This is a genomic window from Anaerobacillus sp. ABR4_321 (assembly GCF_056158505.1).
Window position 1 is genome coordinate 1,787,035 of the sequence record NZ_JBSWTK010000001.1, and the last position, 24,159, is coordinate 1,811,193.

Here is a 24,159-nt window from a genome sequence, read left to right on the forward strand (position 1 = left end):
AAAAAACAGGTGAATCCATTATTAAGCATGTAAAGGAGCGGTTTTGATGCAAGTAACATTTCATGGGCATTCAGTAGTTGAGATCGTAACTGACAAAGCAAAGATTCTTATCGACCCGTTTATTACTGGTAACGAACAATGCGACCTTGATGCTAACGAGGTAACGTGTGATGTTATCTTACTTACACATGGTCACAACGACCACGTTGGTGACACTGTTGAAATTGCAAAGCGAAATGATGCGCTCGTTGTCGCACCTTTCGAACTTGCGACATACTTAGGCTGGAAAGAATTAAATACACATCCGATGCACATAGGTGGAGCACACGAATTTGATTTTGGAACGGTCAAGCTGACGCAAGCTTTCCATGGTTCAAGCTATATGGATGAGGAAAGTAAACAGATTATTTACACAGGTATGCCTGCTGGAATTCTGTTTACTGCTGAAGGTAAGACAGTTTACCATGCTGGTGATACCGCGTTGTATTCTGATATGAAGCTGCTTTCAGACGTGAAGATCGACCTCGCCTTTATCCCAATCGGTGATAACTTTACGATGGGACCTGATGATGCGGCTATCGCTACAGAATGGATTAATGCAGACTTAACTGTACCAGTTCACTACAATACGTTTCCTGTCATCGAACAAAACCCAGAAGCTTTTGTAGATAAGTTAAAAGGAAATAAGGGCAAAGTAATGAAGCCCAGGGATACAATTAAGTTATAGTTGACGTTACTTTAAAGAACCGATGGTTTTATCATCGGTTCTTTTTTAACGTGTTAAATGGTCATGCTCTTTCATATCCTTTTATAAGAATGTTTAGGGAGGAATGAAAGTGAAGCAACGACTTTTTTTATCCGTTCTGTGTATTCTTTTTTTAGTATATGATGCAGTGCCGCGTTTTCAGTTTGATCTAACATTAGAAGGGGCGTTTTTTGGCTTGTGGTTAGTGCTTGCTTTAATGGCATTGGGAGGAAACTTCGTTGGCTTGTACTTTGGGAGAAAAGAGAAAAACCCAAATATTTCGCGTCCATTGGCAGATTCTAAAGTAGAAACGAGAAAAAAGCAGTACAGCCGTTGAAGTTGCACACATTAGTTATGTATAATGAAGTCAATTCAAACACCACTATAACAGAAGAAGTTTAGATAGTGATACAGATGTGACCATAGAAAGCATGGTGAAAGTAATTGACAACAAAACACGAACAGATACTGGATTATATCGAGACGCTAGAGGTAGGAAGTAAGATTTCCGTTCGGCAGATTGCAAGAGAGCTTAAAGTAAGCGAAGGTACAGCCTACAGAGCGATTAAAGATGCTGAAAATAAGGGGACTGTTAGTACGATTGAGCGTGTAGGTACGATTCGAATTACTAAGAAAGAAAAAGAAAACATCGAAAAACTTACTTATGCAGAAGTCGTTAACATAGTGGATGGACAAGTGCTCGGTGGTAAGAACGGACTTCATAAAACATTGCATAAATTTGTGATCGGGGCAATGAAACTTGAAGCGATGATGCGTTATGTAGACCCAGGAAGCCTTCTTATTGTAGGAAACCGTGATAATGTCCATAAGATCGCTCTTGAAGCAGGTGCAGCTGTTTTGATAACAGGGGGATTTGATGCAGAAGATGAAGTGAAAGCAATGGCGGACGCATATGAACTTCCAATCATTTCGACCTCTTACGATTCCTTTACTGTTGCGACGATGATCAATCGAGCGATTTATGATCAGTTGATTAAAAAAGAAATCGTTCTAGTAAGTGACATTTTAACGCCATTAACCAAGACGAGCTTCCTCGTTACGACAGAGAATGTAGGGCGGTGGCATGAATTAAACGAAGCCACCCTTCATAGTCGATACCCTGTTGTAGATCCAAACATGAAAGTTCAAGGAATCGTTACTTCCAAAGACGTTTTAGGGGAACAATATGAGACTCCTATTACGAAGGTGATGACAAAACACCCATTAACTGTGAATGAGCAAACGTCCGTGGCTTCAGCAGCTCACACGATGATTTGGGAAGGAATCGAGATGCTCCCAGTGCTTGATCAGTACCAGCGCTTAATCGGAATCGTTAGCAGACAAGATGTTCTAAAAGCGCTGCAGCTCATTCAGCAACAGCCGCAGATCGGGGAAACCTTTGATGATTTGATCACAAGTAGGTTTAATGATGTGTCTACAAATACTGAGAGTCGATACATTTGTGAGGTGACTCCACAAATGACGAGTCTTCTTGGAACACTTTCCTATGGCGTATTCACGACCCTTGTAACTGAAGCGGGAAGCAGGGTCTTGAAGAAGTATAAAAAAGGTGATCTTGTTGTAGAAAACATCACGTTATATTTTATTAAACCTGTTCAAATCGATAATACGATTGAAATTATTCCGAAGGTCCTTGAAGTCTCACGTAAGTTTGGAAAGGTAGATGTTGAAATTTACCATGAAGGAACTGTCGTAGGCAAGGCGCTAATGATGGCGCAATTAATCGACCGGTAAATCAAAAGCGCCATGAGAAAACTCATGGCGCTTCAGCGTTATTTGTTCATGCTTTCGTATTCTTGAATAGCGAAAGGCTGGTAATGTTTATATTTCTTATAACCTACGACGACATTAACAAGTCCGAGTAAAATGAATACCGCACCAACGATATATGTAACCGTCGTGATGTAAATAGTGAACGAATTGATAGCAAAGAAAATGAGAAATAGCCCAAGTGCAATGCCAGCTTTCGAATTTAACCACTCTTTGGTTGCAACTCCGTGAGATCGGAATGACTTCACGCGGTAAAACAGATAAAATACTATTGAGAATATAATTAGTATAAAAAAGATTGGCATGTATGCTTTCCTCCATATGTTAAAGGCTCGTCTCTATTGTATAGAACTTATGGTTAAAAATCTATGACGATTCCCTAACAAATAGTAAAGGATATGAAAGGAGTAATGAAATGAAGGAACAAATTTTAGATGCAATTGAAAGTTATGAAACGATCATTATACACCGCCATGTAAGACCTGATCCAGATGCCCTTGGCTCACAAGGTGGGTTAGCTTCGTTAATCAAAGCAACGTTTCCAAAGAAGAAAGTACTTGTAGTAGGAGAAGAGGAACCTTCTCTTATGTTTTTAAACAGAATGAATGAGGTTTCAGATGAGGAATATGAAGATGCTCTTGTAATTGTTTGTGATACGGCAAATCAGCCTAGGATTAGTGATGATCGCTACAATAAAGGGAAGTTGTTGATTAAGATCGATCATCACCCAAATGAGGATCCCTACGGCGATATTCTATGGGTAGATACGTCTTCAAGTTCTGTGAGTGAAATGATCGTTGATCTATACATACATGCTAAAGACCGTGGATACATGCTTTCAGATGAAGGTGCGTTTCTTCTATATGCAGGAATCGTTGGAGATACTGGAAGGTTCATGTTCTCAAATACGACTAAGCGAACATTTGAATATGCAGGAGAGCTTCTTAAACATGGGATCGATACTGGTGCTCTTTATAACGAACTTTATAAAACAGAACAGCATATAGCAAGGCTAAATGGACATGTTCTTCAACATTTTGAAATGAATCATGGGGGAGCAGGTTGGATTAAATTAACGAATGATACGATTTCCTCCTATGGTGTCACTGCGAGTGAAGCGTCACAGCTCGTGAATTCGTTCTCAAACGTTGCAGGATTAAAAGCGTGGGTCTTTTTCATTGAAGAAGAAGATCAGATCAGAGTACGCCTTCGTTCAAAAGGACCAGTGGTGAATAGTATTGCAGCAAGGTATAACGGAGGTGGTCACCCAATGGCCGCTGGAGCAACTGTCTATACATGGGAAGAGGCAGATCAGGTGTTAGATGAGCTTGATAAAGCCTGTAAAGACTATTAATTTGTACACAAATAAAGACCGGCATCCTCAAAATGAGATAGTCGGTCTTTACTAATTAGGCTTGTGGAATAGGAATGAACCAAGAACCAAAGTTTGTCACGTCCTCATGTACGTCGATATTGAGCGATTGCAGTTCTTTTTTTATCATTGTTGCTAATTCCTTGGTTTCAGCGTATGCTGAGCGTCCGTTCATTAAATCAGCTACCTTTGATTTCGCTAGCTCTTTGCGATTGATAACCATCGCTGCACCTCCATATAAACTTATTGTACTCTTATCATATACTACAAGATATAGAAATGCGACTTTTCTGACAAAATGTCACAAAATCGTATAATCTTTTTATTGAATCAAGCGAATAGAAAGAACAACTTCAACAGTTGTATACACGATCATTTGCTTGACTTCAAACCCATATTCTATATCGTTTATCAGTAATGATTTATTCTCGAGTGATTTAATAATAAATGACCTCGTGTGCGCTACCGAACCAAGGTCCTTATTTAATAAATCATTCAGTTCGTCTTGGACAGCCTTTTTCAATTCGTGCTTCGTAAGAGAGTTTAGAGATAGATTTTGGTCCTTTTCGAACGTGACGACGATTCCTTTAATGTGAAGGTTTTTTTCAATATCTTCATTATCGTAGTTCTCTTGATCATCTAACAATGTTCTATTTTGCGTTTTAAGATCAGAAATCTTTATCTTTTGCTCCTTTATCGTAGTAATTTGCTTCTCATACATGATTCCAAAAAGCATTAAGAAGAATAACCATCCAAAAATAACTCCTACGGATAGACCTGCAAGGAATTTCTGCCACCCTTTTCTTGTATAGACTTGTGGTACTCTCATCAGTGTGATCGTTCCTGTGTAAACCAGTTAATGACTTCCATTCCTGCTTGCGCTCCTCCTAAAGCACAGAATATCCATAAAAATTGCCGCATGATTTCATCTGGAGATCCACTGAGGAAGCTCCTCTCCATATTGTTGATCGTATCGAACGTCCCACCGATTGCAGCTGCAATCGCCCAAATTTTTAGCCGTTGAGCCACAACATATATCCAGTGCAGAGGTGGTTCTCCTGAAAGAAATGCTCCGATTCCACCAATGATAGACCCACCAACAATCACTCCAAAAGCAACAAAAAAAGCTATGATCAATGTGACGAGTGTTACTCTCTCCATTGGAAACTCCTTCTTTCGTAGTTTAAGAATATTGAGCGCGCTTATAGTGAGTATCGAAAACTAGCACATATCATCTAGTCCACCTTTAATAAAGACTATGCGAAAAGGAAGGTGGGTTATGCTTGATAATGTTTGTTTGAGAAGGTAAGAGTATCTATAATGGAAGTAACAGTAAAGTGAAAGTGGGATTTCATATGGAGTTTGTACATCTGCGTGTTTATAGCGAATATAGTCTTTTAGATAGTCCGAGCAGAGTAAGAGAGCTTGTGAAAGCAGCAAAAGAACAAGGATATACGTCACTTGCTTTAACGGATAAGGGGACAATGTACGGAACGATTCCATTCTATAAAGCATGCGTTGAAAACGGAATTAAACCGATAATCGGTCTAGAGGTTGAAGTACTTTCTTCGAATATGACTTCAACTGAGCCTAGACGTTACGATAACTTAGTGCTTCTTGCAGAATCGAATGAAGGTTACCATAATTTATTGAAAATCTCTACGATCATAAAGCACTCTAGAAAGAAAAAACCTTCCATTGAAAAAGAAGAACTGTTAAATCTTTCAGAGGGAATCATCGCGTTGACTGGAGCAAGAGGGTCTGTGATCGGAGACTTACTATTAAAAGGCGAAGAAACGGCTGCATTACAGTACGCGGTTGAGTACAAGAGAGCTTTCTCATCGGGCTTTTATTTAGAGATGCAAGATCATTATTTACGCGAAGAAAGGCAGCTGAATCAGCTGATTTACAGGTTTGCTAAAAAAGCACACTTACACCTTACCGCAACGAATGCGGTGCATTACATATCAAAAGGTGATGGAGAAGCGCATGATTGTCTTAAGTGCATTGATAGCGGAGTGCGCTATGAAGAGAAAGACCATGTAAGTCTTCCTAACCATGAGTTTTATTTAACGAGCAAAAAAGAGATGATCGAACGTTTTGAAGGGTATCATGATGCGATCGAATCAACCATCCACATTGCAGACAAGTGCAACGTGAACTTATCCTTCGATCAAACACACCTTCCTGAATACCCAGTTCCTAATAGACAAAATGCTGATGAGTACCTTGAGACCTTATGTCGTGAAGGAGTGAAAGCTCGCTATGGATCAGCAAATCAAACGATCGATGATCGCTTACATTATGAGCTTTCGATCATTAGTAAGATGGGGTTTAGCGATTACTTCTTAATTGTATGGGATTTTATGAAGTACGCTCACGAGAATGGGATGATCACAGGACCAGGAAGGGGATCTGCAGCAGGATCATTAGTCGCTTATTTATTAAACATCACAAATGTTGACCCGATTGAGCATAATCTCCTTTTCGAACGGTTCCTAAATCCTGAGCGAGTCACGATGCCTGATATCGATATTGATTTTCCTGATGTACGTCGTGACGAAGTAATCGACTACGTACACGAGAAATATGGGCACGATCATGTTGCTCAGATCGTAACTTTTGGAACGCTTGCAGCTAAGGCTGCGATACGTGATGTGGGAAAAGTGTTGGAAGTAGATACGAAACTGCTCGATGCGATGTCAAAAGCAATTCCTTCTCAACCTGGCATAACGTTACACGAAGCGAGAGAGGCATCTTCAGAGCTTCGCAAGGTGCTTTCGAATTCAGAAGAATGCGCGAGAGTCTTTGAAATCGCGAGCACGATCGAAGGTCTGCCTAGACATACTTCAACACATGCAGCTGGCGTCGTTATTTCTGCTGCTCCTTTAACCGATTATGTTCCTTTACAAGAAGGTCATCATATTAGCTTAACTCAGTTTCCGATGAATGACCTAGAAGAAATAGGATTATTGAAAATGGACTTTCTTGGGTTACGTAATCTAACACTGATCGAGGGGATTTTAAAGGATATCGAACGTAATACAGGTGAACGTGTATCGCTCTCATCGATCCCAATGGATGATGACGGGACATTTTCTTTGCTTAAAGCTGGAGATACAACAGGGGTGTTTCAACTTGAATCTGATGGTATGAGGCAAGTGCTTCGAAAGCTGAAACCTACTGAGTTTGAAGATATTGTTGCAGTAAATGCTCTATATCGACCAGGTCCAATGGAGAATATTCCATTATTTATTTCGGGTAAGCATAATGAACGACCCGTCCACTATCCACATTCTGATCTAAAGTCGATTCTTCAACCAACTTACGGTGTGATCGTGTACCAAGAGCAAATTATGCAGATTGCATCTAAGCTAGCTGGATTTTCTTTAGGAGAAGCTGACTTATTAAGAAGAGCCGTTTCAAAAAAGAAGCGAGATGTGCTCGAATCTGAACGAGAGCATTTCATAAAGGGCTGCTTAGCAAAAGGATATACGAAAGCAACGGCTGAAGAAATATACGAGTATATCGTACGGTTTGCAAACTATGGATTTAATCGTAGTCATGCTGTTGCATACAGTATCATTGCTTACCACCTTGCGTATTTAAAAGCTAACTATCCAAGGTATTTCTTTGCGAGTTTATTAACATCCGCAATTGGAAATCAGGATCGGTTATCTAGCTATTTGTCAGAGTGTCATCAGAAAGACTTGCAGATCCTTCCCCCCTCAATCAATAAGAGTAACAGTACGTTTACTGTAGAAGAGGAAGCTATCCGATTTGGTTTATTACCAATTAAAAACGTTGGAAAAAATGCTATCGAGGAAATTGTAATGAAAAGAGGAAACGAGGCTTACAAAAGCTTATTCGATTTCTGTTCGAGAGTGTCACTAAGAATCGTAAACAAACGAGCGATTGAATCCATGGTTTTTGCTGGCGCGATGGATGATTTTCAGGTGGGGCGTTCATCTATTCTAGCAACGCTCGAATCTGCTATGAACTTCGCTTCTGAACAAGGCGACCCGGATCAACCTGGTTTATTCAGTAGTTCCGAGTCAGAACCTCCTTACGAAAGTGTCCCTCCTTTTGAAGAAAAGGAATTACTCGCGTTTGAGAAAGAAGCGATAGGATTTTATTTATCTGCAAATCCAATCGATCCTTATTTGAAGAACATCCAAGGCTATCAAAGAACGGTCATTTCTGAAGGATTAATGTTTTCTGATCGACAGCCTCTTCGAATAGCAGCAGAAGTGATAAAGTCGAGAAGTATCCGTACAAAAAAAGGACAGATGATGGCATTTATTACGCTTGAAGATGAAACTTCTGAAATGGAAGGTGTCGTTTTTCCAGATACATGGGAAGAAACGTCAACAATTCTTCAAAAGGGAGAGTTTGTTTATATAGATGGGGTTGTGCAAAAAAGAGGAGAAAGTACAAATATTGTTGTTTCTAGAGCAAAGAGGCTAGAAGACATTACTCCTAAAAAAACCTCTGATATATTATTCTTGAAAATCGAAGAGCATCATCAAAAAGACGATACGTTAGATAAAGTAAAGAGTGTATTGAGAGAAAATAAGGGTGATTCTGCTGTAGTGCTCTACTATAGCCAATCAGAGAAAACAGTTAAACTAGGTAAAGAGTGGTTTGTTCAACTATCCACGACTTGTATCGATCGGTTAAAAAATTTATTAGGTGAGAACAATGTAGTTAAAAAGACTCGATAAATTCTTTACAGCAATTGGTGATTTGTTATAATGGTGAAAATAGAGTGGTCTGACCACTTTCTATACAAACGAGGAAATGAAGATATTAGAGCATATAGCTTCTGAAGAAGGAGAGTGGGTTAATTGTCTATCACAAGAGAAGAAGCACTACATATTCACAGAGTTAACCAGGGAAAACTAGAATCTAAATCCAAAGTACCAGTGAGGAATGCAACTGATTTAAGTCTTGCCTATTCACCAGGTGTTGCTGAACCTTGTAAGGAAATCTATGATGATAAGAATAAAGTTTATGAGTACACTATGAAAGGAAATATGGTAGCTGTCGTTTCTGACGGTACTGCTGTGCTCGGTCTTGGAAATATCGGGCCTGAAGCATCGTTACCTGTTATGGAAGGAAAGGCAGTGCTGTTCAAAAGTTTCGCAGGAGTTGACGCGTTCCCGATTTGTTTAGATACGACGGACGTGGATCAAATTGTACAGACTGTTAAACTGATGGAACCCACTTTTGGCGGGATCAACCTTGAAGACATCGCTGCTCCAAATTGTTTTGTGATCGAAGAAAGACTTAAAAAGGAAACGAACATTCCGATCTTTCATGATGACCAACATGGTACAGCAATCGTAACTGTCGCAGGACTCGTCAATGCATTGAAACTATCCGGTAAGTCGATGAGTGAGATCAAAGTGGTGATCAACGGTGCGGGTGCAGCTGGAATCGCTATTATCAAGCTATTAAACCGTTTCGGTGTGAAAGATATCATCATGTGTGACTCAAAAGGAGCAATTTATGAAGGACGTCCTTACGGTATGAACGACGTTAAAGCGTCAGTTGCGAAATATACGAACCGAGATCAAGCGGAAGGTTCACTCAAAGAAGTTATTTCGAATACAGACGTATTCATTGGTGTTTCAGTTGAAGGAGCACTAACAAAGGAAATGGTGTCCTCTATGAACGAAGACCCAATAATTTTTGCGATGGCGAATCCGGTTCCAGAAATTATGCCAGACGATGCTAGAGATGCAGGCGCAAGCGTAATTGGGACAGGTCGTTCAGATTTCCCTAACCAAATTAATAATGTGTTAGCTTTCCCTGGTATTTTCCGAGGTGCCCTTGATGTCCGTGCTACACATATTAATGAAGATATGAAAGTAGCTGCCGTTCAGGCGATTGCAGAGCTTGTGAGCAGCGAAGACTTGAATGCTGACTATGTTATTCCTGCACCATTTGACCCAAGAGTGGCCCCTGCTGTAGCAGCGAGCGTTGCAAAGGCCGCGATGGAAACAGGAGTAGCACGTATTAATGTAGATCCTGAGGTCGTTAAAGAGAAGACGCGTTCTCTTGCAATCATTTCTGAAGAAGAAAAGTAAGTGGGGAAGACGTTACTTTCTCGCTTTTTTCTTGAATAGGACGATGGCCAGTGAAGAAAGGGTGTTGATTTTCCGATATGGAACAACAAGGGAAAGTCTACCAGAATATCTTAGATAAAATAAAAGCGATCATTTATAACGATGGTTTGCAAACCGGTGATAAGCTCCCTTCTGAAAGGGAGCTTTCTGAGCGGTTAAATGCAGGAAGATCATCAGTAAGAGAAGCTTTAAGGTCGATGGAGATGCTAGGACTCATCGAAACGAGACGTGGAGAGGGTACGTTTATATCAAATGTAAAAAACCACCGTTTAGTCGAAGTAATCGCTTCTTTCATACTTAAAGATACGAAGTCAAGGCACGATTTATTAGAGACTCGTCACCTTATTGAGATGGACATATTGCGTTTGGCTTGTGAACGTATTTCAGATGAGGAACTAGACCAATTAAAGTCGATGCTTCATAATCGTGACCCTGCTTCAAAAGAGGATATTTACTCAACAGAGTTTGACATAGCATTCTTCCGAATTATTACATCCGCAACAAAGAACCATCTGCTCATGAGATTATGGGCTGAGCTTTCAGACTATCATCAGACGATCTGGCACCACTTAACGTACCGCCCAGTTACTTATTACGAAGAATTGATCGAAGCCTTGACGGCACGTAATCAAGAGAAGGCCATTCGTCTGTTGTCCGAGTATGACAAAGATTATAAGCAGCAAGATATTTATGGTGAAAGGAATGGTCACAATTGTTAAAAGATATCTTTAATAAGAAGAAAAAGTATGCAACTGTTCCTTCTGAGAAAATAAAACAAGATGTGCCGGAAGGGATAATGACGAAATGTCCTGGATGCAAAAGTATTATTTATTCAAAGGAACTAGAGAAGTCAAATAAAGTATGTGTGAAATGTGGTTATCATCACCAGATGAGCTCATATGAACGTATAAAGAATACGCTAGATGAGGGCAGCTTCGAAGAGTTCAATGCAGGGATGATTTCTGAAAACCCTCTAGCGTTCCCTGACTATGTCGAAAGGCTCGAGAAAGATCGCAAAAAAACTTCCCTTAACGAAGCAGTTGTTACAGGTGAAGGTACAATCGATGGTCATCGTACGGCGATTGCCGTTATGGACGCTCGATTCCGGATGGGAAGTATGGGTTCTGTTGTTGGGGAAAAAATAACTAGAGCCATCGAACATGCTGATAAAGAGAAGATCCCGTTTATTATCTTCACTGCTTCAGGTGGAGCAAGAATGCAAGAAGGTGTACTTAGTTTAATGCAGATGGCAAAATCGAGCGTAGCATTGAAGCGCTTTGGTGATAACGGAGGTTTATTCATTTCAGTTATGACCCATCCTACTACTGGAGGAGTTTCTGCAAGCTTTGCTTCGGTTGGAGACTATAACTTTGCTGAGCCAAAAGCACTGATCGGATTCGCGGGTAGAAGGATCATTGAACAAACCATAAGAGAAGATTTACCGGAAGATTTCCAAACATCAGAATTTCTACTCAATCATGGGCAACTCGATTCAGTCATTCATCGTGCTGACATGAAAAAGACCCTTTCAACAGTACTCATGATCCATAGTAAGGAGGTGACCAATAGTGGCAAATAGACTTGATTTTGAACGACCTGTTCAAGAATTAGAAGATAAGATCGAAGAGTTAAGATCATTTATGGATGAAAAGAACATTGACCTTTCAGATGAAATTTCTCGTCTTCAAAAGCGTTTGGCATCTATGGAAGAAGAAATTTATGGAAATATGACAGCTTGGAACAGAGTTCAACTTGCTCGTCACCCTGAACGCCCGACCACACTTGATTATATTGGTCGCATCTTTGATGACTTTATCGAGTTACATGGTGATCGCGTTTTTGGTGATGACGAAGCAGTTGTCGGAGGAATCGCTACATTTGAAGGTAATCCTGTCACAGTAGTTGGTCATCAGCGAGGGAAAGATACAAAAGAGAACTTGAGAAGAAACTTTGGTATGCCACATCCAGAAGGGTACCGTAAAGCCCTTCGTTTAATGAAGCAAGCAGAAAAGTTCAATAGACCTGTTGTATTTTTACTAGATACAAAAGGTGCATTTCCAGGTAAAGCAGCAGAGGAGAGAGGTCAAAGTGAAGCGATCGCTCGAAATCTAATTGAAATGGCTGGTTTGACTGTTCCGATCGTGTGTATTGTAATCGGTGAAGGTGCAAGTGGGGGAGCGCTAGCGATTGGTGTAGGAAATCATGTGCATATGCTAGAAAACTCCTGGTACTCTGTCATTTCACCTGAAGGTGCTGCTGCACTTCTTTGGAAGGATTCTAGTCTTGCTCAACAGGCTGCAGATACAATGAAAATTACGGCACCAGACCTGAAAGAGCTAAATGTAATAGATGAAATCGTCCCTGAAGCAAAAGGTGGCGCTCATCGAAATGTTGAAGAACAAGCTGAATCCATCCATAAAGTACTAAAGAAATCTTTGGAAGACCTCTCTAAACTTTCCAAAGAGGAGCTTGTCGAGCAACGCTATGAAAAATACAGAAATATTGGACAATATACGTTTGTAACCGATACCATTGGCTTAAAATAAGGAAAGTGCTTTCCCGCTTAGGGGAAAGCACTTTTTCATGGGCGCTCTTTGCTATTGTGTTCAACGGACGTATTTGATATTTTAATAACACAAAGAATTAATGAGGTGAACACGTATGAAGCGTATTGGTGTATTGACCAGCGGAGGAGACTCACCTGGAATGAATGCCGCAATTCGTGCTGTAGTCCGTAAAGCGATCTATCATGATATTGAGGTCTTCGGAATTTACCACGGATATACCGGATTGATGAATGACGAAATAAAAAAGATGGAAATCGGCTCTGTAGCTGATATTATTCATAGAGGCGGCACAATGCTATATTCTTCACGTTGTCCTGAGTTCAAAACGGTTGAAGGGCAATTAAAAGGGGTAGAGAACCTTAAGAAACATGGAATTGAAGGCCTTGTCGTCATTGGAGGAGATGGTTCTTACCGAGGAGCTCAAAAGCTCACTGGCCACGGGTTCCCTACGATTGGTATTCCTGGAACCATCGATAACGATATTCCTGGAACTGATTTTACGATCGGGTTTGATACGGCGCTAAATACTGTTATTCAGGCTATTGATAAGATTCGTGATACAGCAACTTCTCACGAACGTACATACGTGATCGAAGTAATGGGTCGTGACGCTGGAGATATCGCTCTCTGGTCGGGGCTTGCTGACGGTGCAGAATCTATCCTTATTCCTGAAGAGAATTACGAAATGTCCGATATTCTCGCTCGTTTAAAACGAGGTCACGATCGCGGAAAACGTCATAGCATCATTGTAGTTGCAGAGGGCGTTGGAAGTGGAGTTGAAATCGGAAAAGAAATACAGGAAGCAATGAATATGGAAACTCGTGTTACTGTTCTTGGTCACGTACAGCGAGGTGGTTCACCAACTGCAACCGACCGTGTGCTAGCAAGTCGTCTCGGTGCTCGTGCAGTAGAACTCTTGCTTGAAGGTGCTCAAGATAGAACAGTTGGGATTCACAATAACCAAATCATCGATTTAGATATTAATGAAGCACTTAAGATGCCTCATAAAGTGGATCAGAAGATGGTCCAGCTTGCGAGAGAACTTTCAATCTAAATGATACACTTTTGTATTCATCCACAAAACTGTGGGTGAATAATGGTGTTTGCTGGATAAATACCACCCAGAGTTGGATAAAATTATTAAAGAAGAGCTTTTAGGAGGATACCTATGCGTAAAACCAAAATCGTCTGTACAATTGGACCTGCAAGTGAGGACCAACAAACGTTAGAAAAATTGATGCAGGCTGGAATGAATGTTGCACGTCTTAACTTTTCTCATGGAGATTTTGAAGAACACGGCAACCGTATTAAAAATATTCGTGAAGTATCAGAAAGAATTGGCAAGAATGTTGCGATTCTACTCGATACGAAAGGTCCTGAGATTCGTACGCACAACATGGAAAATGGTGCGATTGATCTTGAAGCAGGACAACAGCTTATCGTATCGATGGAAGAAGTTGCGGGTACAACTGAGAAGATTTCAGTAACATATCCTGACCTTGTCAATGATGTTCACGAAGGTTCAAAGATCCTTCTTGACGACGGTCTTATCGAACTTGAAGTGAAAAGCATCGGAAACAATGAGCTTTACACAGAAGTATTGAACAACGGTACCCTTAAGAATAAAAAGGGTGTTAACGTTCCGAACGTAAGTGTGAAGCTGCCTGGTATTACTGATAAGGATGCAGCTGATATTGAATTTGGAATTGAACAAGGCGTCGATTTTATTGCTGCTTCATTTGTTCGTCGTGTATCTGATGTGTTAGATATCCGAAAGCTTCTTGAGAAGCATGATGCAACTGATATCCAAATCGTTCCAAAAATTGAAAACCGTGAAGGTGTCGATAACATCGATTCTATCCTTGAAGTATCTGACGGTTTGATGGTAGCTCGTGGTGATCTTGGCGTAGAGATCCCTGCTGAGGAAGTACCACTCGTACAAAAGCAACTTATCAAAAAGTGTAATGCACTAGGTAAACCTGTTATTACTGCAACTCAGATGCTTGATTCTATGCAGCGTAACCCTCGTCCAACTCGTGCAGAAGCAAGTGATGTTGCCAATGCGATTATTGATGGTACAGACGCGATCATGCTTTCAGGAGAGACTGCAGCAGGATCATACCCAGTAGAAGCAGTGCAAACGATGCATAACATCGCTTCTTACACAGAAAAGTCTCTTAACTATCGCGAGCTTCTTTCAATGAGAAGTAAAGAGATCGAGACGAATACGACGAATGCTATCAGTGAATCTGTTGGACATACTGCATATAACTTGAATGTACCTGCGATTTTAACAGCTACAGAGAGTGGACACACGGCACGTATGATTTCTAAGTATCGTCCGAAAGCGCCGATCGTTGCTGTAACAAACACTGCAAGTGTATGCCGTAAGCTCGCGCTTGTATGGGGGGTACATGCACAAGAAGGGCGTAAAGTTAAAACCACTGACGAAATGCTAGAAGTTGCAGTTGAAGCTTCAATTCGTTCAGAAATCGTTAGTCATGGCGATACAGTAGTCATTACAGCTGGTGTACCAGTAGGTGAATCTGGAACTACGAACTTGATGAAAGTTCATGTTATCGGAGATATTCTTGCAAAAGCACAAGGTATCGGTAAAACATCTGTATCAGGTCGAGTGGCGATTGCTAAGAACGCTGATGAAGCGATCAGTAAAGCTGACGAAAACACAATCATCGTAGCGATCGGTTCTGACAAAGAGATGGTTCCTGCTCTAGAAAAGGCTGCTGGTTTGATCACAGAAGAAGGTGGTCTGACGAGTCATGCAGCTGTTGTGGGGCTAAGTCTTGGTCTTCCAGTAGTCGTTGGTCTTGAAGATGCGACGAACCTGTTTGAGGATGGTCAAGAGATTACTCTTGATGCAACTACAGGAATTATTTACAAAGGAAAAGCAAGCATTCTATAAAGCCTAACAAAGACTGTCGATGAAATTCGGCAGTCTTTTCTTATGTTTCTTGAATGAACGTTTAAGAATCGGTATATTACGAATAAATACAGAAATCATTTATAATAAGAGTTAACGGGATCGTACATCTCGAATTTAATTAAAGGGGCCCTAAGACATGTTTCGTATCATGCTACTTTTTATCATCATTGTTCCGGCACTTGAAATAGGTTTGTTGCTCCTATCAGGGCGGACGTTAGGCTTGATTCCCACTATATTATTAATAATAGGAACAGGAGTACTTGGAGCCTGGCTCGCAAGAAAAGAAGGCTCTGAAGCAATACAAAAGGTAAACCGTCAAATGCAAACTGGTCAGATGCCTGGTGATGCGATTCTTGATGGCTTGTGTATATTAGTCGGTGGGGTCGTGTTGTTAACGCCAGGCTTTATTACGGATGCGATCGGTTTCTTACTTTTAGTACCTGCAACTAGAAAGCCTTTCAAGCGCTGGCTGCGAAAGTTTCTAGAGAAACGAATGAATAATGGTCAATTCGTTTTCATCAGAAGATAAAAACAAAAAAGCTGTCGGAACTCATCTCGACAGCGTGAAGCTGAAGGCGTATTCCCTTCAGCTTTTTCTTTTGTTTTCTCCTATTATAAAATGCCATACATCTTTAAATACATTAGCATGATACAACGTCTTAAGTACAACTAGAAATACAGGACCAATGATTAAGCCGATAAAACCAAAAATTTGAAACCCAACAAACAATGCGATTAACGTTGCGAGTGGATCAAGACCAATGTTAGAAGATAATACTTTTGGTTCGACTAGTTGTCGTTGAATGACAACGACTCCATAAAGGATGGCTAGTCCAATCGTTAAACCGTAATTACCAGTAAGGAATGAATAGATCATCCATGGAACGAATACTGCTCCAGTACCGAGGTACGGGAGAAGGTCAACAAGTCCTATGATGATCGAGATAGTTACTGCATACTCTACCCGGAGAATGAGCAAACCTATGAGAACGATAGCAGCCGTCATCGATATCAATGTAAGTTGTGCTTTAATGAATCCAAAGAGCGCTTTTCTGAGATCTTTATAAACGGACCCAATACTTGTTTGGATGTCACCCGGTGTTTTTTTCTTTACCCAACTAATAAATTTATACCAGTCTTTGCTGATGAAGAAAGTAGCTAGCAAAGAAAAGATCAACACTGTAATGATCGTTGGTAAGCTGATGATGATGGAACGAATCCCTTCGACGAGTGCTTGAAGGATATCTGTAACAGCCGTCGTTACAGTGGTACCGATCGATTGTATGTTATCCATGATCGTTGTTTGCTGATCTTTATTCAAGTCTTTGAATAGGTCTTCAAGCTGGTTATACAAAGGCAAAACGTGTGAAACAAATAGTTCTTCAATAAACGTAACGATTTCTCTAAAGTTCTCGGGAAGAACGTCAGCTAAGTAAACGACTCCTTGCACGATTTCGTTCACAAGCAGGGTTAAAAAAGCTGCGAGAACGCCGATTAAAAAAACGATCGATAGTGCAACTGAAGCTGGTCTTGGCATCTTTACTTTACGTTCTAGTAGATCGACAAGTGGGTTGATCAAAAAGGCTAGGAGCAAGGCGATTACGAAGGGATAAGCAAAGTGCCATATATAATATAGTAAAAATAATCCTAACACAACAGCTGCTATAACGATTAAAAATCGGAGAATGCTGTGTATATAATGCCAGTTCAATAAAGCGCCCCCTCCTATAACATTCTACTTTAATAATACACTTGTTCGATTCATGCAATCAAATTCATTTTAGCTGAATTCGTGAAAAATTTTAAAATGTTTGTTATGCTTAAAGAAGCGTTCTGTTTATTCACTAGGAATCTTCCTTTTAAAGTACATCAAACCTGTCGTTTTGTGAGGAAAGAGTATGGGTGTGTTTTTTTGTCGAGGCTATAAACTGAACTACCGTTCAGACTAGGTTTCTTGCCTCTAGAACACGTATTCAAAAGGTTTTTAAGAAAAAAAAGGAAGTCGCCAAATTTTGCATATTCATTCACAAATGTCAGATTTTTGTTTATAATGGAGACGGACGCACCTTCTTTGTACATAAGATTCCTTTTTTTTGGAGTGTTTGTAAAGCGTTATCAAAGCAGAATTTTTAGAAAAAAAGAATGTTAATATGGAAAAGGAGAGGGAAAGTATGACGACTACTCGCGGATTAGAAGGCGTTGTTGCAACGACGTCATCTATCAGTTCAATTGTAAACGATGTCTTAACATACAGAGGTTACAACATTGATGATCTTGCAGAAAATGCTAGTTTTGAAGAAGTAATCTATTTGTTATGGAATGATAAACTACCAAATAAGGAAGAATTGAAACAGTTTTCTTCTAAGCTTGCAGAAGAAGCGGCTATTCCAGAAGAAATCATCAATCAAATTAAATCTTATCCAAGTGATAAGGTGTCTCCTATGGCTGCGCTTCGTACAGCAGTTTCTACTCTTGCACTCTATGATGAAGAAGCAGATGATATGAGTGAAGAAGCGAACTATCGTAAAGCGATTCGTCTTCAGGCGAAATTGCCTACAATCGTGACTAGCTTTTCACGTATTCGTGAAGGGAAAGAACCGATCAGTCCTAAGAAAGATTTGAGCTTTGCGGCTAATTTCCTTTACACGTTGAATGGCGAAATGCCAGAAGACGTAGCAGTGACTGCAATCAATAAAGCACTCGTGCTTCATGCCGATCATGAGTTGAATGCATCTACATTTACTGGCCGTGTATGTGTAGCCACACTTTCTGATATTTATTCAGGTGTGACTTCCGCGATCGGCGCTCTTAAAGGACCACTTCACGGTGGCGCTAACGAAAGAGTCATGAAGATGCTGACTGAAATCGGCAGCGAAGAGAACGTAGAGTCTTATCTTCATAACGCGTTTGAGAAAAAAGAGAAGATCATGGGCTTTGGTCACCGTGTGTACAAAACTGGAGATCCTCGTGCGAAACATCTTAAAGAGATGTCCCGTAAGCTTACTGAGTTGACTGGAGAGACAAAGTGGTATGAGATGTCTGCAAAGATGGAACAGATTGTGACATCCGAAAAAGGATTACCGCCAAACGTAGACTTCTATTCTGCTTCTGTTTATCACAGTCTTGGTATCGACCATGACTTATTCACACCGCTATTCGCTGTAAGCCGAGTATCTGGTTGGATCGCTCATATCCTAGAGCAATATAGCAATAACCGCTTGATCCGTCCTCGTGCAGAGTACGTAGGCGCAACAAATCAAACATACGTTAATGTAGAAAACCGATAAGACCACTAAGGGAAGGAGCATTCCTTCCCTCTAAAAAAATGTAGATTTCAATAGGAGGAATATCAAATGGCTAATGGAGAAAAAATTACCGTAAATAATGGGGTACTAAACGTTCCAAATCATGCAATTATTCCATATATTGAAGGCGATGGAACAGGTCCAGATATTTGGGCAGCAGCATCTCGTGTACTTGAAGCTGCGGTTGATAAGGCATACTCTGGTGAAAAGAGTATTACTTGGAAAGAAATTTATGCAGGTGCGAAGGCACATGATAAGACAGGAGAATGGCTTCCTGCTGAAACACTTGAAGCAATTCGTGAATACATAATTGCGATTAAGGGGCCTCTGACGACTCCAGTAGGCGGGGGGATCCGCTCTCTTAACGTTGCTCTTAGACAAGAGCTAGACTTATTTACTTGTCTTCGTCCAGTTCGTTATTTCAAGGGAGTTCCTTCTCCTGTAAAACGACCTGAAGACACTGATATGGTTATCTTCCGTGAGAATACTGAAGATATCTACGCTGGTATCGAGTTCCAAAAAGGTTCTGACGAAGTTAAGAAAGTAATTTCTTTCCTACGTGAAGAAATGGGCGCTAAAAACATCCGTTTCCCAGAAACATCTGGTATCGGTATCAAGCCAGTTTCTGAAGAAGGGACGAAACGTCTTGTTAGAGCTGCGATTCAATATGCGCTTGATGAAGGACGTCGAAACGTAACGCTCGTTCACAAAGGAAACATCATGAAGTTTACTGAAGGAGCTTTCAAGAACTGGGGTTATGAAGTGGCTGAACAAGAATTTGGTGATAAAGTGTTCACGTGGGCTGAATACGACCAAATCGTAGAAGAAAAAGGCAGAGATGCAGCTAACGAAGCTCAATCAAAAGCTGAAGCAGAAGGCAAGTTGATCGTAAAAGACGCAATTGCGGACATCTTCCTTCAGCAAATCTTAACACGTCCTGCAGAATTTGATGTAGTGGCTACGATGAACTTGAACGGAGACTATGTATCTGACGCGCTTGCTGCTCAAGTTGGTGGGATAGGAATTGCTCCTGGAGCGAACATTAACTATGAGAGTGGTCATGCAATCTTTGAAGCAACTCACGGTACTGCACCGAAATATGCTGGTCTTGACAAAGTTAACCCTTCTTCAGTTCTTCTTTCTGGAGTATTGATGCTTGAGCACATCGGTTGGAACGAGGCTGCTAAACTTGTTTTAGATTCTATGGAAAAAACAATCGCAAGCAAGGTAGTAACGTATGACTTCGCTCGTTTAATGGAAGGTGCGACTGAAGTGAAGACTTCTGAATTTGGCGACGAACTAATCAAGAACATGAATTAATTAAACGTTAGAACTTATTTTCCTTTAAAGGGGTGGCGTCCGTATGACGATAAAACGCAAAAAAGTATCCGTTATTGGAGCAGGTTTTACAGGTGCTACGACAGCTTTCTTGCTAGCTCAGAAAGAGCTTTCTGATGTAGTGCTCGTAGATATTCCAAATCAGGAAGGTCCTACGAAAGGAAAAGCGCTTGATATGTTTGAAGCGAGTCCTGTTCAAGGGTTTGATTCCAAAATAACTGGGACGTCCAATTATGAAGATACAGCTGATTCTGACATCGTAGTAATTACAGCTGGGATTGCAAGGAAGCCAGGCATGAGTCGAGACGACCTTGTTAATACGAACGCTAAGATCATGAAGAGTGTGACACATGAAGTTGTAAAACACTCTCCAAATACTCTTATTGTTGTTCTAACAAACCCTGTTGATGCGATGACATACACCGTATTTAAAGAATCAGGTTTACCTAAAAACCGCGTGATCGGTCAATCAGGTATCCTCGACACTGCTCGCTTCCGTTCTTTTATCGCAGAAGAGCTGAACATATCCGTAAAAGACATCACTGGTTTCGTATTAGGCGGCCATGGTGATGATATGGTGCCTTTAGTCCGTTACTCATTTGCTGGTGGAATTCCGTTGAGTAACCTCATCTCGGAAGAGCGACTCGAAGAAATTGTAGAGCGTACTCGTAAAGGTGGAGGAGAAATCGTAAGTCTGCTAGGTAACGGAAGTGCGTATTATGCTCCTGCTGCTTCCCTTGTTGAAATGGTAGAAGCCATACTAAAAGACCAACGTCGTGTTCTTCCGACAATTGCTTATCTTGAAGGCGAGTATGGTTATGATGGTTTGTATCTAGGTGTTCCAACAATCATCGGTGGAAGTGGAATTGAGGAAATAATTGAGCTAGAGCTTACGGATGAAGAAAAGCAGCAATTAGATAAATCTGCAGACTCTGTTCGTAAAGTAATGACTGTACTAAATTAAAAAGATGATCCGGTTCAAGCCGGATCTCTTTTACTAAAATAAAGAAAGCGCTTTCTTAAAAAGGGGGATGGATGATGCTTTTAGGAAAAAAACGAAAAATCGGTAGAATGATTGAAGAAATTTCAGTTGGTGAAAAATTAGAAGTTACGGAAAAGATAGATGATCGTGAACTGTTATTGTATCTTGGAATTTCCAATGACAATAACCCTCTTTTCATACAGCATGATTACGCATCTTTAACACCGTTCAAAAAGCCGATCGTGCCACAGATTATGCTTCTAGCTATCGTTTCAGGTGCTATCTCAAAGTATCTGCCTGGACCTGGTAGTAGTATAAAGAAACAAGAAGTTACATTTGATAATCCAGTCTATCATTATGAAGCTCTTCATTTTGGTTTTGAAGTAATCGATGTAAACAAAGATGATCATGTTATTACTGTTAAAGTTGAAGGGAAGAATGAAGAAGGAAAGATCGTTCTAAACGGAGAATTCGTTGTTTGCCCACCGTACCCTACAAAGTCTTTAACAAAGACAACAGCATTTGAGAATTTCTAAGAGCCACTAAGGCTCTTTTTTTATTTTAACGAGAATCGATAGAATCTCACGAATTTATTTGGTCTTAGAATCCCCTATGTAAGCGCTCCTCGACAAGTATCCCTTTTTCAATTGCATAAAGAATAGTATTATGTAGGTATTCAGGAAAAAATAAATATGCCTGATGATCGGCTCTAACATAGATGAAACGGGGAAAACGCTTAGGGGGTAATCCAATGGCTCAGAAGATACTTGTAGTAGAAGATGAAATGTCGATCATGACATTGCTTCAATTTAATCTTGAACAAGCAGGATATGAAGTAGTAACAGCAGAAGATGGGGCTGAAGCTCTTCAAAAGATTGAGGTAGAAAAGCCAAACTGTATCATACTCGACTTGATGCTTCCAGAGATGGACGGTCTAGAGGTTTGCAAAGAGATGAGAAGCAGACATATTTACACACCGGTTCTCATGCTGACTGCTAAGGATGATGAATTCGATAAAGTGTTGGGTCTTGAGCTAGGTGCAGACGATTATATGACGAAGCCGTTTAGTCCTCGAGAAGTAGTGGCACGTGTAAAGGCGATTCTAAGAAGGATCAAACAAATGGAAGGCATGAAAGGTGCACCAGAAGAAGCGGAAAGAATCCAGGTTGGCGAATTGGATGTTTATCCTAATAATTACGAAGCTTATTTTAAAGGGGAATTGATGGAAGTAACTCCGAAAGAGTTTGAGCTTCTAGTTTATCTAGTGCGACACAAAGGACGAGTACTTACACGAGAACAACTATTGAGTGCAGTCTGGAATTATGACTTTGTAGGAGATACTCGAATTGTTGATGTTCATGTAAGTCATTTAAGAGAGAAAATCGAAGAAAATACCCGCAAACCGGAATATATTAAAACTATACGTGGGCTTGGATATAAGTTAGAAGGACCGTCGTCCTGATGAGACGGTTCCGATCTCGATTTTTAAACGGGCAATTTATTGTTCTATTTTTCTTATTTATCATGATGGTCGTAATCATCGGCAATATTTTTGAAGGAATTTTGTTTGCTGATGCTTCAGGTGAAGAACTTAAGAATATGTGGTTCATTCTTAGCATTTCTTTTGCCGTAGCGTATTTCCTTTTTGTTTATATTAGTATCAGCATTTCGAGTAGATTAACAAAGCCGCTCGAAGGTGCGCTTAAAGTTGCGAATGAACTTGCTTCAGGAAATTTTAAAGCGCGAACGTATGAATATAAATTAGACGAAACTGGACAGTTTAGCCACTCATTGAACATCCTTGCAAGAAACATGGAAAACATGACGAATTCCTATGAAATTCAGCAAAATCGGCTGATGACACTGATTGAAAATATGAATAGTGGTTTGATATTGATCGATGTGAAAGGGAATATCAATCTGGTGAATCGATTTTATAAAGATACGTTCGGTATCAATACCAGTGATTACATAGATGAACTGTATTATGAAGCCATTCCATATACAAAAATCGTTCAACTTGTAGAAGAAACATTATTGGTAGAAGGAACAGTTCGGAAACAATTAGAGCTCCCAGTTGGATTAGAGTACCGTCACTTTGATGTTTCCGGTGCCCCTATCCTTTCACAGGATGATCAGATGAAAGGCGTAGTACTAGTCTTTCATGATATAACCGATTTAAAAAAACTCGAGCAAATGAGAAAAGACTTTGTCGCGAATGTATCTCATGAATTGAAGACACCTGTTACCTCTCTAAAAGGGTTTGCTGAAACACTATTAGATGGTGCTATGGAAAATAAGGAATTTCGTACGAGGTTTCTTACAATCATTCATGACGAAAGTGAACGGCTTCAAACGTTGATACAAGATTTGCTCGATTTATCCAAAATGGAACAGGCTCATTTCGCTTTAAATTGGCAGGATGCGAACCTCAAAGAAATTGTTGACGACTGCGTTTTAATGACAAAGAATAAAGCTGATAAAAAGGCAATTGAAGTTACGACTGCATATGAAGGGGAAACCAAAATTAAAGGAGACGTTCATCGACTGAAGCAAGTTTTCCTAAATCTAATCTCGAATAGCATTACGTACACACCTGAAAATGGAAGAATTATGATCAATGTAAAAGAGCAAACTGATTCGGTTGAATTTACAATCTCTGATACTGGAATAGGGATTAAGAAAGAAGAGCTGCCGAGAATATTTGAACGTTTCTATCGTGTCGATAAAGCTAGGAGCCGAAACTTAGGTGGAACTGGACTTGGTCTAGCGATTGTAAAACATCTTGTTGAAGCTCATAATGGGAAAATTTCTGTCGAGAGTGAACTGGGTGAAGGATCTACTTTTACGATAACTTTACTAAAAAAACGAATTTATTAAGATTTACGGAATTTTTACACTTCGTTTATATGCCCTTAAAATTATATCTGTAAAGTGATACTTGACCCCTTCATCATGACTAGAGCATGATTTAAGACGAGTTT

The 24,159-nt window shown here is 40.2% G+C and carries 23 protein-coding genes; 18 read left to right on the top strand and 5 right to left on the bottom strand.

Annotated elements, in window-relative coordinates; all coding sequences use genetic code 11:
• Nucleotides 1–46: 46 nt before the first annotated feature.
• From ACXADT_RS09200 to ACXADT_RS09210, 3 genes are all read left to right on the top strand, one after another.
• The gene (locus ACXADT_RS09200; RefSeq protein WP_474834356.1) at nucleotides 47–727 is read left to right on the top strand and encodes a metal-dependent hydrolase; all 681 of its coding nucleotides are present in this window, start codon (nucleotides 47–49) and stop codon (nucleotides 725–727) included.
• Nucleotides 728–836: 109 nt separating this feature from the next.
• The gene (locus ACXADT_RS09205) at nucleotides 837–1,082 is read left to right on the top strand and encodes a hypothetical protein (RefSeq protein ID WP_474834358.1); all 246 of its coding nucleotides are present in this window, start codon (nucleotides 837–839) and stop codon (nucleotides 1,080–1,082) included.
• A gap of 107 nt (nucleotides 1,083–1,189) precedes the next feature.
• Nucleotides 1,190–2,500, top strand: a complete 1,311-nt coding sequence (locus ACXADT_RS09210; protein WP_270179570.1) for a DRTGG domain-containing protein — start codon at nucleotides 1,190–1,192, stop codon at nucleotides 2,498–2,500.
• A gap of 38 nt (nucleotides 2,501–2,538) precedes the next feature.
• Here the strand turns inward: ACXADT_RS09210 and ACXADT_RS09215 are convergent, their stop codons facing one another.
• Nucleotides 2,539–2,841: a YtpI family protein gene (locus tag ACXADT_RS09215; RefSeq protein ID WP_474834360.1), complete on the bottom strand. Its 303-nt coding sequence runs from the start codon at nucleotides 2,839–2,841 to the stop codon at nucleotides 2,539–2,541.
• 110 nt (nucleotides 2,842–2,951) lie between these two features.
• Here ACXADT_RS09215 and ACXADT_RS09220 point away from each other — a divergent pair, with 110 nt between their 5' ends.
• Nucleotides 2,952–3,890: a DHH family phosphoesterase gene (locus tag ACXADT_RS09220; protein ID WP_270179568.1), complete on the top strand. Its 939-nt coding sequence runs from the start codon at nucleotides 2,952–2,954 to the stop codon at nucleotides 3,888–3,890.
• A gap of 55 nt (nucleotides 3,891–3,945) precedes the next feature.
• Here the strand turns inward: ACXADT_RS09220 and ACXADT_RS09225 are convergent, their stop codons facing one another.
• The 3 genes from ACXADT_RS09225 to ACXADT_RS09235 all read right to left on the bottom strand — a co-directional run bounded on the left by ACXADT_RS09225 (nucleotide 3,946) and on the right by ACXADT_RS09235 (nucleotide 5,069).
• The gene (locus ACXADT_RS09225) at nucleotides 3,946–4,131 is read right to left on the bottom strand and encodes a YtzJ family protein (RefSeq protein WP_270179567.1); all 186 of its coding nucleotides are present in this window, start codon (nucleotides 4,129–4,131) and stop codon (nucleotides 3,946–3,948) included.
• 99 nt (nucleotides 4,132–4,230) lie between these two features.
• Nucleotides 4,231–4,737 carry a sporulation membrane protein YtrI gene (gene ytrI / locus ACXADT_RS09230; RefSeq protein ID WP_474834362.1) on the bottom strand — a complete coding sequence of 169 codons (507 nt, stop codon included), beginning with the start codon at nucleotides 4,735–4,737 and terminating at the stop codon, nucleotides 4,231–4,233.
• Nucleotides 4,737–5,069 carry a YtrH family sporulation protein gene (locus ACXADT_RS09235; RefSeq protein WP_224878724.1) on the bottom strand — a complete coding sequence of 111 codons (333 nt, stop codon included), beginning with the start codon at nucleotides 5,067–5,069 and terminating at the stop codon, nucleotides 4,737–4,739. Before ACXADT_RS09235 ends, ytrI begins: the two co-directional genes overlap by 1 nt.
• Before the next feature lie 194 nt (nucleotides 5,070–5,263).
• Here ACXADT_RS09235 and ACXADT_RS09240 point away from each other — a divergent pair, with 194 nt between their 5' ends.
• The 8 genes from ACXADT_RS09240 (at nucleotide 5,264) to ACXADT_RS09275 (ending at nucleotide 16,079) form a co-directional block, all read left to right on the top strand.
• Nucleotides 5,264–8,632 (top strand): DNA polymerase III subunit alpha, encoded by a 3,369-nt coding sequence (locus ACXADT_RS09240; RefSeq protein WP_474834364.1) that lies wholly within the window; start codon nucleotides 5,264–5,266, stop codon nucleotides 8,630–8,632.
• Nucleotides 8,633–8,761: 129 nt separating this feature from the next.
• The gene (ystJ, locus tag ACXADT_RS09245; protein ID WP_474814745.1) at nucleotides 8,762–10,000 is read left to right on the top strand and encodes an NADP-dependent malic enzyme; all 1,239 of its coding nucleotides are present in this window, start codon (nucleotides 8,762–8,764) and stop codon (nucleotides 9,998–10,000) included.
• Between the two features lie 77 nt (nucleotides 10,001–10,077).
• Nucleotides 10,078–10,758, top strand: coding sequence for a FadR/GntR family transcriptional regulator (locus ACXADT_RS09250; RefSeq protein WP_270179563.1), 681 nt, complete (start codon nucleotides 10,078–10,080; stop codon nucleotides 10,756–10,758).
• On the top strand, nucleotides 10,752–11,618 hold the full coding sequence (gene accD, locus ACXADT_RS09255; protein ID WP_270179562.1) for an acetyl-CoA carboxylase, carboxyltransferase subunit beta: 867 nt from the start codon (nucleotides 10,752–10,754) through the stop codon (nucleotides 11,616–11,618). Before ACXADT_RS09250 ends, accD begins: the two co-directional genes overlap by 7 nt.
• Nucleotides 11,608–12,585, top strand: coding sequence for an acetyl-CoA carboxylase carboxyl transferase subunit alpha (gene accA, locus ACXADT_RS09260; RefSeq protein WP_270179561.1), 978 nt, complete (start codon nucleotides 11,608–11,610; stop codon nucleotides 12,583–12,585). Before accD ends, accA begins: the two co-directional genes overlap by 11 nt.
• Before the next feature lie 115 nt (nucleotides 12,586–12,700).
• Nucleotides 12,701–13,660: a 6-phosphofructokinase gene (gene pfkA, locus ACXADT_RS09265; RefSeq protein WP_270179560.1), complete on the top strand. Its 960-nt coding sequence runs from the start codon at nucleotides 12,701–12,703 to the stop codon at nucleotides 13,658–13,660.
• 114 nt (nucleotides 13,661–13,774) lie between these two features.
• On the top strand, nucleotides 13,775–15,529 hold the full coding sequence (pyk, locus tag ACXADT_RS09270; RefSeq protein ID WP_474834366.1) for a pyruvate kinase: 1,755 nt from the start codon (nucleotides 13,775–13,777) through the stop codon (nucleotides 15,527–15,529).
• Nucleotides 15,530–15,686: 157 nt separating this feature from the next.
• Nucleotides 15,687–16,079: an FxsA family protein gene (locus ACXADT_RS09275; protein ID WP_270179558.1), complete on the top strand. Its 393-nt coding sequence runs from the start codon at nucleotides 15,687–15,689 to the stop codon at nucleotides 16,077–16,079.
• Nucleotides 16,080–16,136: 57 nt separating this feature from the next.
• On the opposite strand, the gene ytvI is transcribed toward ACXADT_RS09275, so the two are convergent.
• On the bottom strand, nucleotides 16,137–17,261 hold the full coding sequence (gene ytvI, locus ACXADT_RS09280; protein WP_270179557.1) for a sporulation integral membrane protein YtvI: 1,125 nt from the start codon (nucleotides 17,259–17,261) through the stop codon (nucleotides 16,137–16,139).
• Nucleotides 17,262–17,721: 460 nt separating this feature from the next.
• Between ytvI and citZ the strand changes: the two genes are divergently transcribed.
• The 6 genes from citZ (at nucleotide 17,722) to pnpS (ending at nucleotide 24,055) form a co-directional block, all read left to right on the top strand.
• A complete protein-coding gene (gene citZ / locus ACXADT_RS09285; protein ID WP_474810867.1) occupies nucleotides 17,722–18,837 on the top strand; it encodes a citrate synthase in 1,116 nt (371 codons plus the stop codon).
• 66 nt (nucleotides 18,838–18,903) lie between these two features.
• Nucleotides 18,904–20,175: an NADP-dependent isocitrate dehydrogenase gene (icd, locus tag ACXADT_RS09290; RefSeq protein WP_270179555.1), complete on the top strand. Its 1,272-nt coding sequence runs from the start codon at nucleotides 18,904–18,906 to the stop codon at nucleotides 20,173–20,175.
• A gap of 43 nt (nucleotides 20,176–20,218) precedes the next feature.
• Nucleotides 20,219–21,157: a malate dehydrogenase gene (gene mdh / locus ACXADT_RS09295; protein WP_270179554.1), complete on the top strand. Its 939-nt coding sequence runs from the start codon at nucleotides 20,219–20,221 to the stop codon at nucleotides 21,155–21,157.
• Nucleotides 21,158–21,231: 74 nt separating this feature from the next.
• Nucleotides 21,232–21,711, top strand: a complete 480-nt coding sequence (locus tag ACXADT_RS09300) for a MaoC family dehydratase (RefSeq protein WP_474810868.1) — start codon at nucleotides 21,232–21,234, stop codon at nucleotides 21,709–21,711.
• Nucleotides 21,712–21,926: 215 nt separating this feature from the next.
• A complete protein-coding gene (locus ACXADT_RS09305; RefSeq protein WP_270179552.1) occupies nucleotides 21,927–22,637 on the top strand; it encodes a response regulator transcription factor in 711 nt (236 codons plus the stop codon).
• A complete protein-coding gene (pnpS, locus tag ACXADT_RS09310) occupies nucleotides 22,637–24,055 on the top strand; it encodes a two-component system histidine kinase PnpS (RefSeq protein WP_270179551.1) in 1,419 nt (472 codons plus the stop codon). The genes ACXADT_RS09305 and pnpS overlap by 1 nt, the downstream gene beginning before the upstream one ends.
• Nucleotides 24,056–24,159: the final 104 nt, after the last annotated feature.

Coding starts and splice junctions, on each gene's coding strand:
- citZ (WP_474810867.1), top strand. CDS start 17,722: ATGACGACTACTCGCGGATTAGAAGGCGTTGTTGCAACGACGTCATCT.
- ACXADT_RS09200 (WP_474834356.1), top strand. CDS start 47: ATGCAAGTAACATTTCATGGGCATTCAGTAGTTGAGATCGTAACTGAC.
- pfkA (WP_270179560.1), top strand. CDS start 12,701: ATGAAGCGTATTGGTGTATTGACCAGCGGAGGAGACTCACCTGGAATG.
- ACXADT_RS09275 (WP_270179558.1), top strand. CDS start 15,687: ATGTTTCGTATCATGCTACTTTTTATCATCATTGTTCCGGCACTTGAA.
- ACXADT_RS09215 (WP_474834360.1), bottom strand. CDS start 2,841: ATGCCAATCTTTTTTATACTAATTATATTCTCAATAGTATTTTATCTG.
- pnpS (WP_270179551.1), top strand. CDS start 22,637: ATGAGACGGTTCCGATCTCGATTTTTAAACGGGCAATTTATTGTTCTA.
- ACXADT_RS09305 (WP_270179552.1), top strand. CDS start 21,927: ATGGCTCAGAAGATACTTGTAGTAGAAGATGAAATGTCGATCATGACA.
- icd (WP_270179555.1), top strand. CDS start 18,904: ATGGCTAATGGAGAAAAAATTACCGTAAATAATGGGGTACTAAACGTT.
- ACXADT_RS09300 (WP_474810868.1), top strand. CDS start 21,232: ATGCTTTTAGGAAAAAAACGAAAAATCGGTAGAATGATTGAAGAAATT.
- ACXADT_RS09225 (WP_270179567.1), bottom strand. CDS start 4,131: ATGGTTATCAATCGCAAAGAGCTAGCGAAATCAAAGGTAGCTGATTTA.
- pyk (WP_474834366.1), top strand. CDS start 13,775: ATGCGTAAAACCAAAATCGTCTGTACAATTGGACCTGCAAGTGAGGAC.
- ACXADT_RS09235 (WP_224878724.1), bottom strand. CDS start 5,069: ATGGAGAGAGTAACACTCGTCACATTGATCATAGCTTTTTTTGTTGCT.
- ytrI (WP_474834362.1), bottom strand. CDS start 4,737: ATGAGAGTACCACAAGTCTATACAAGAAAAGGGTGGCAGAAATTCCTT.
- ACXADT_RS09250 (WP_270179563.1), top strand. CDS start 10,078: ATGGAACAACAAGGGAAAGTCTACCAGAATATCTTAGATAAAATAAAA.
- ACXADT_RS09220 (WP_270179568.1), top strand. CDS start 2,952: ATGAAGGAACAAATTTTAGATGCAATTGAAAGTTATGAAACGATCATT.
- mdh (WP_270179554.1), top strand. CDS start 20,219: ATGACGATAAAACGCAAAAAAGTATCCGTTATTGGAGCAGGTTTTACA.
- ACXADT_RS09240 (WP_474834364.1), top strand. CDS start 5,264: ATGGAGTTTGTACATCTGCGTGTTTATAGCGAATATAGTCTTTTAGAT.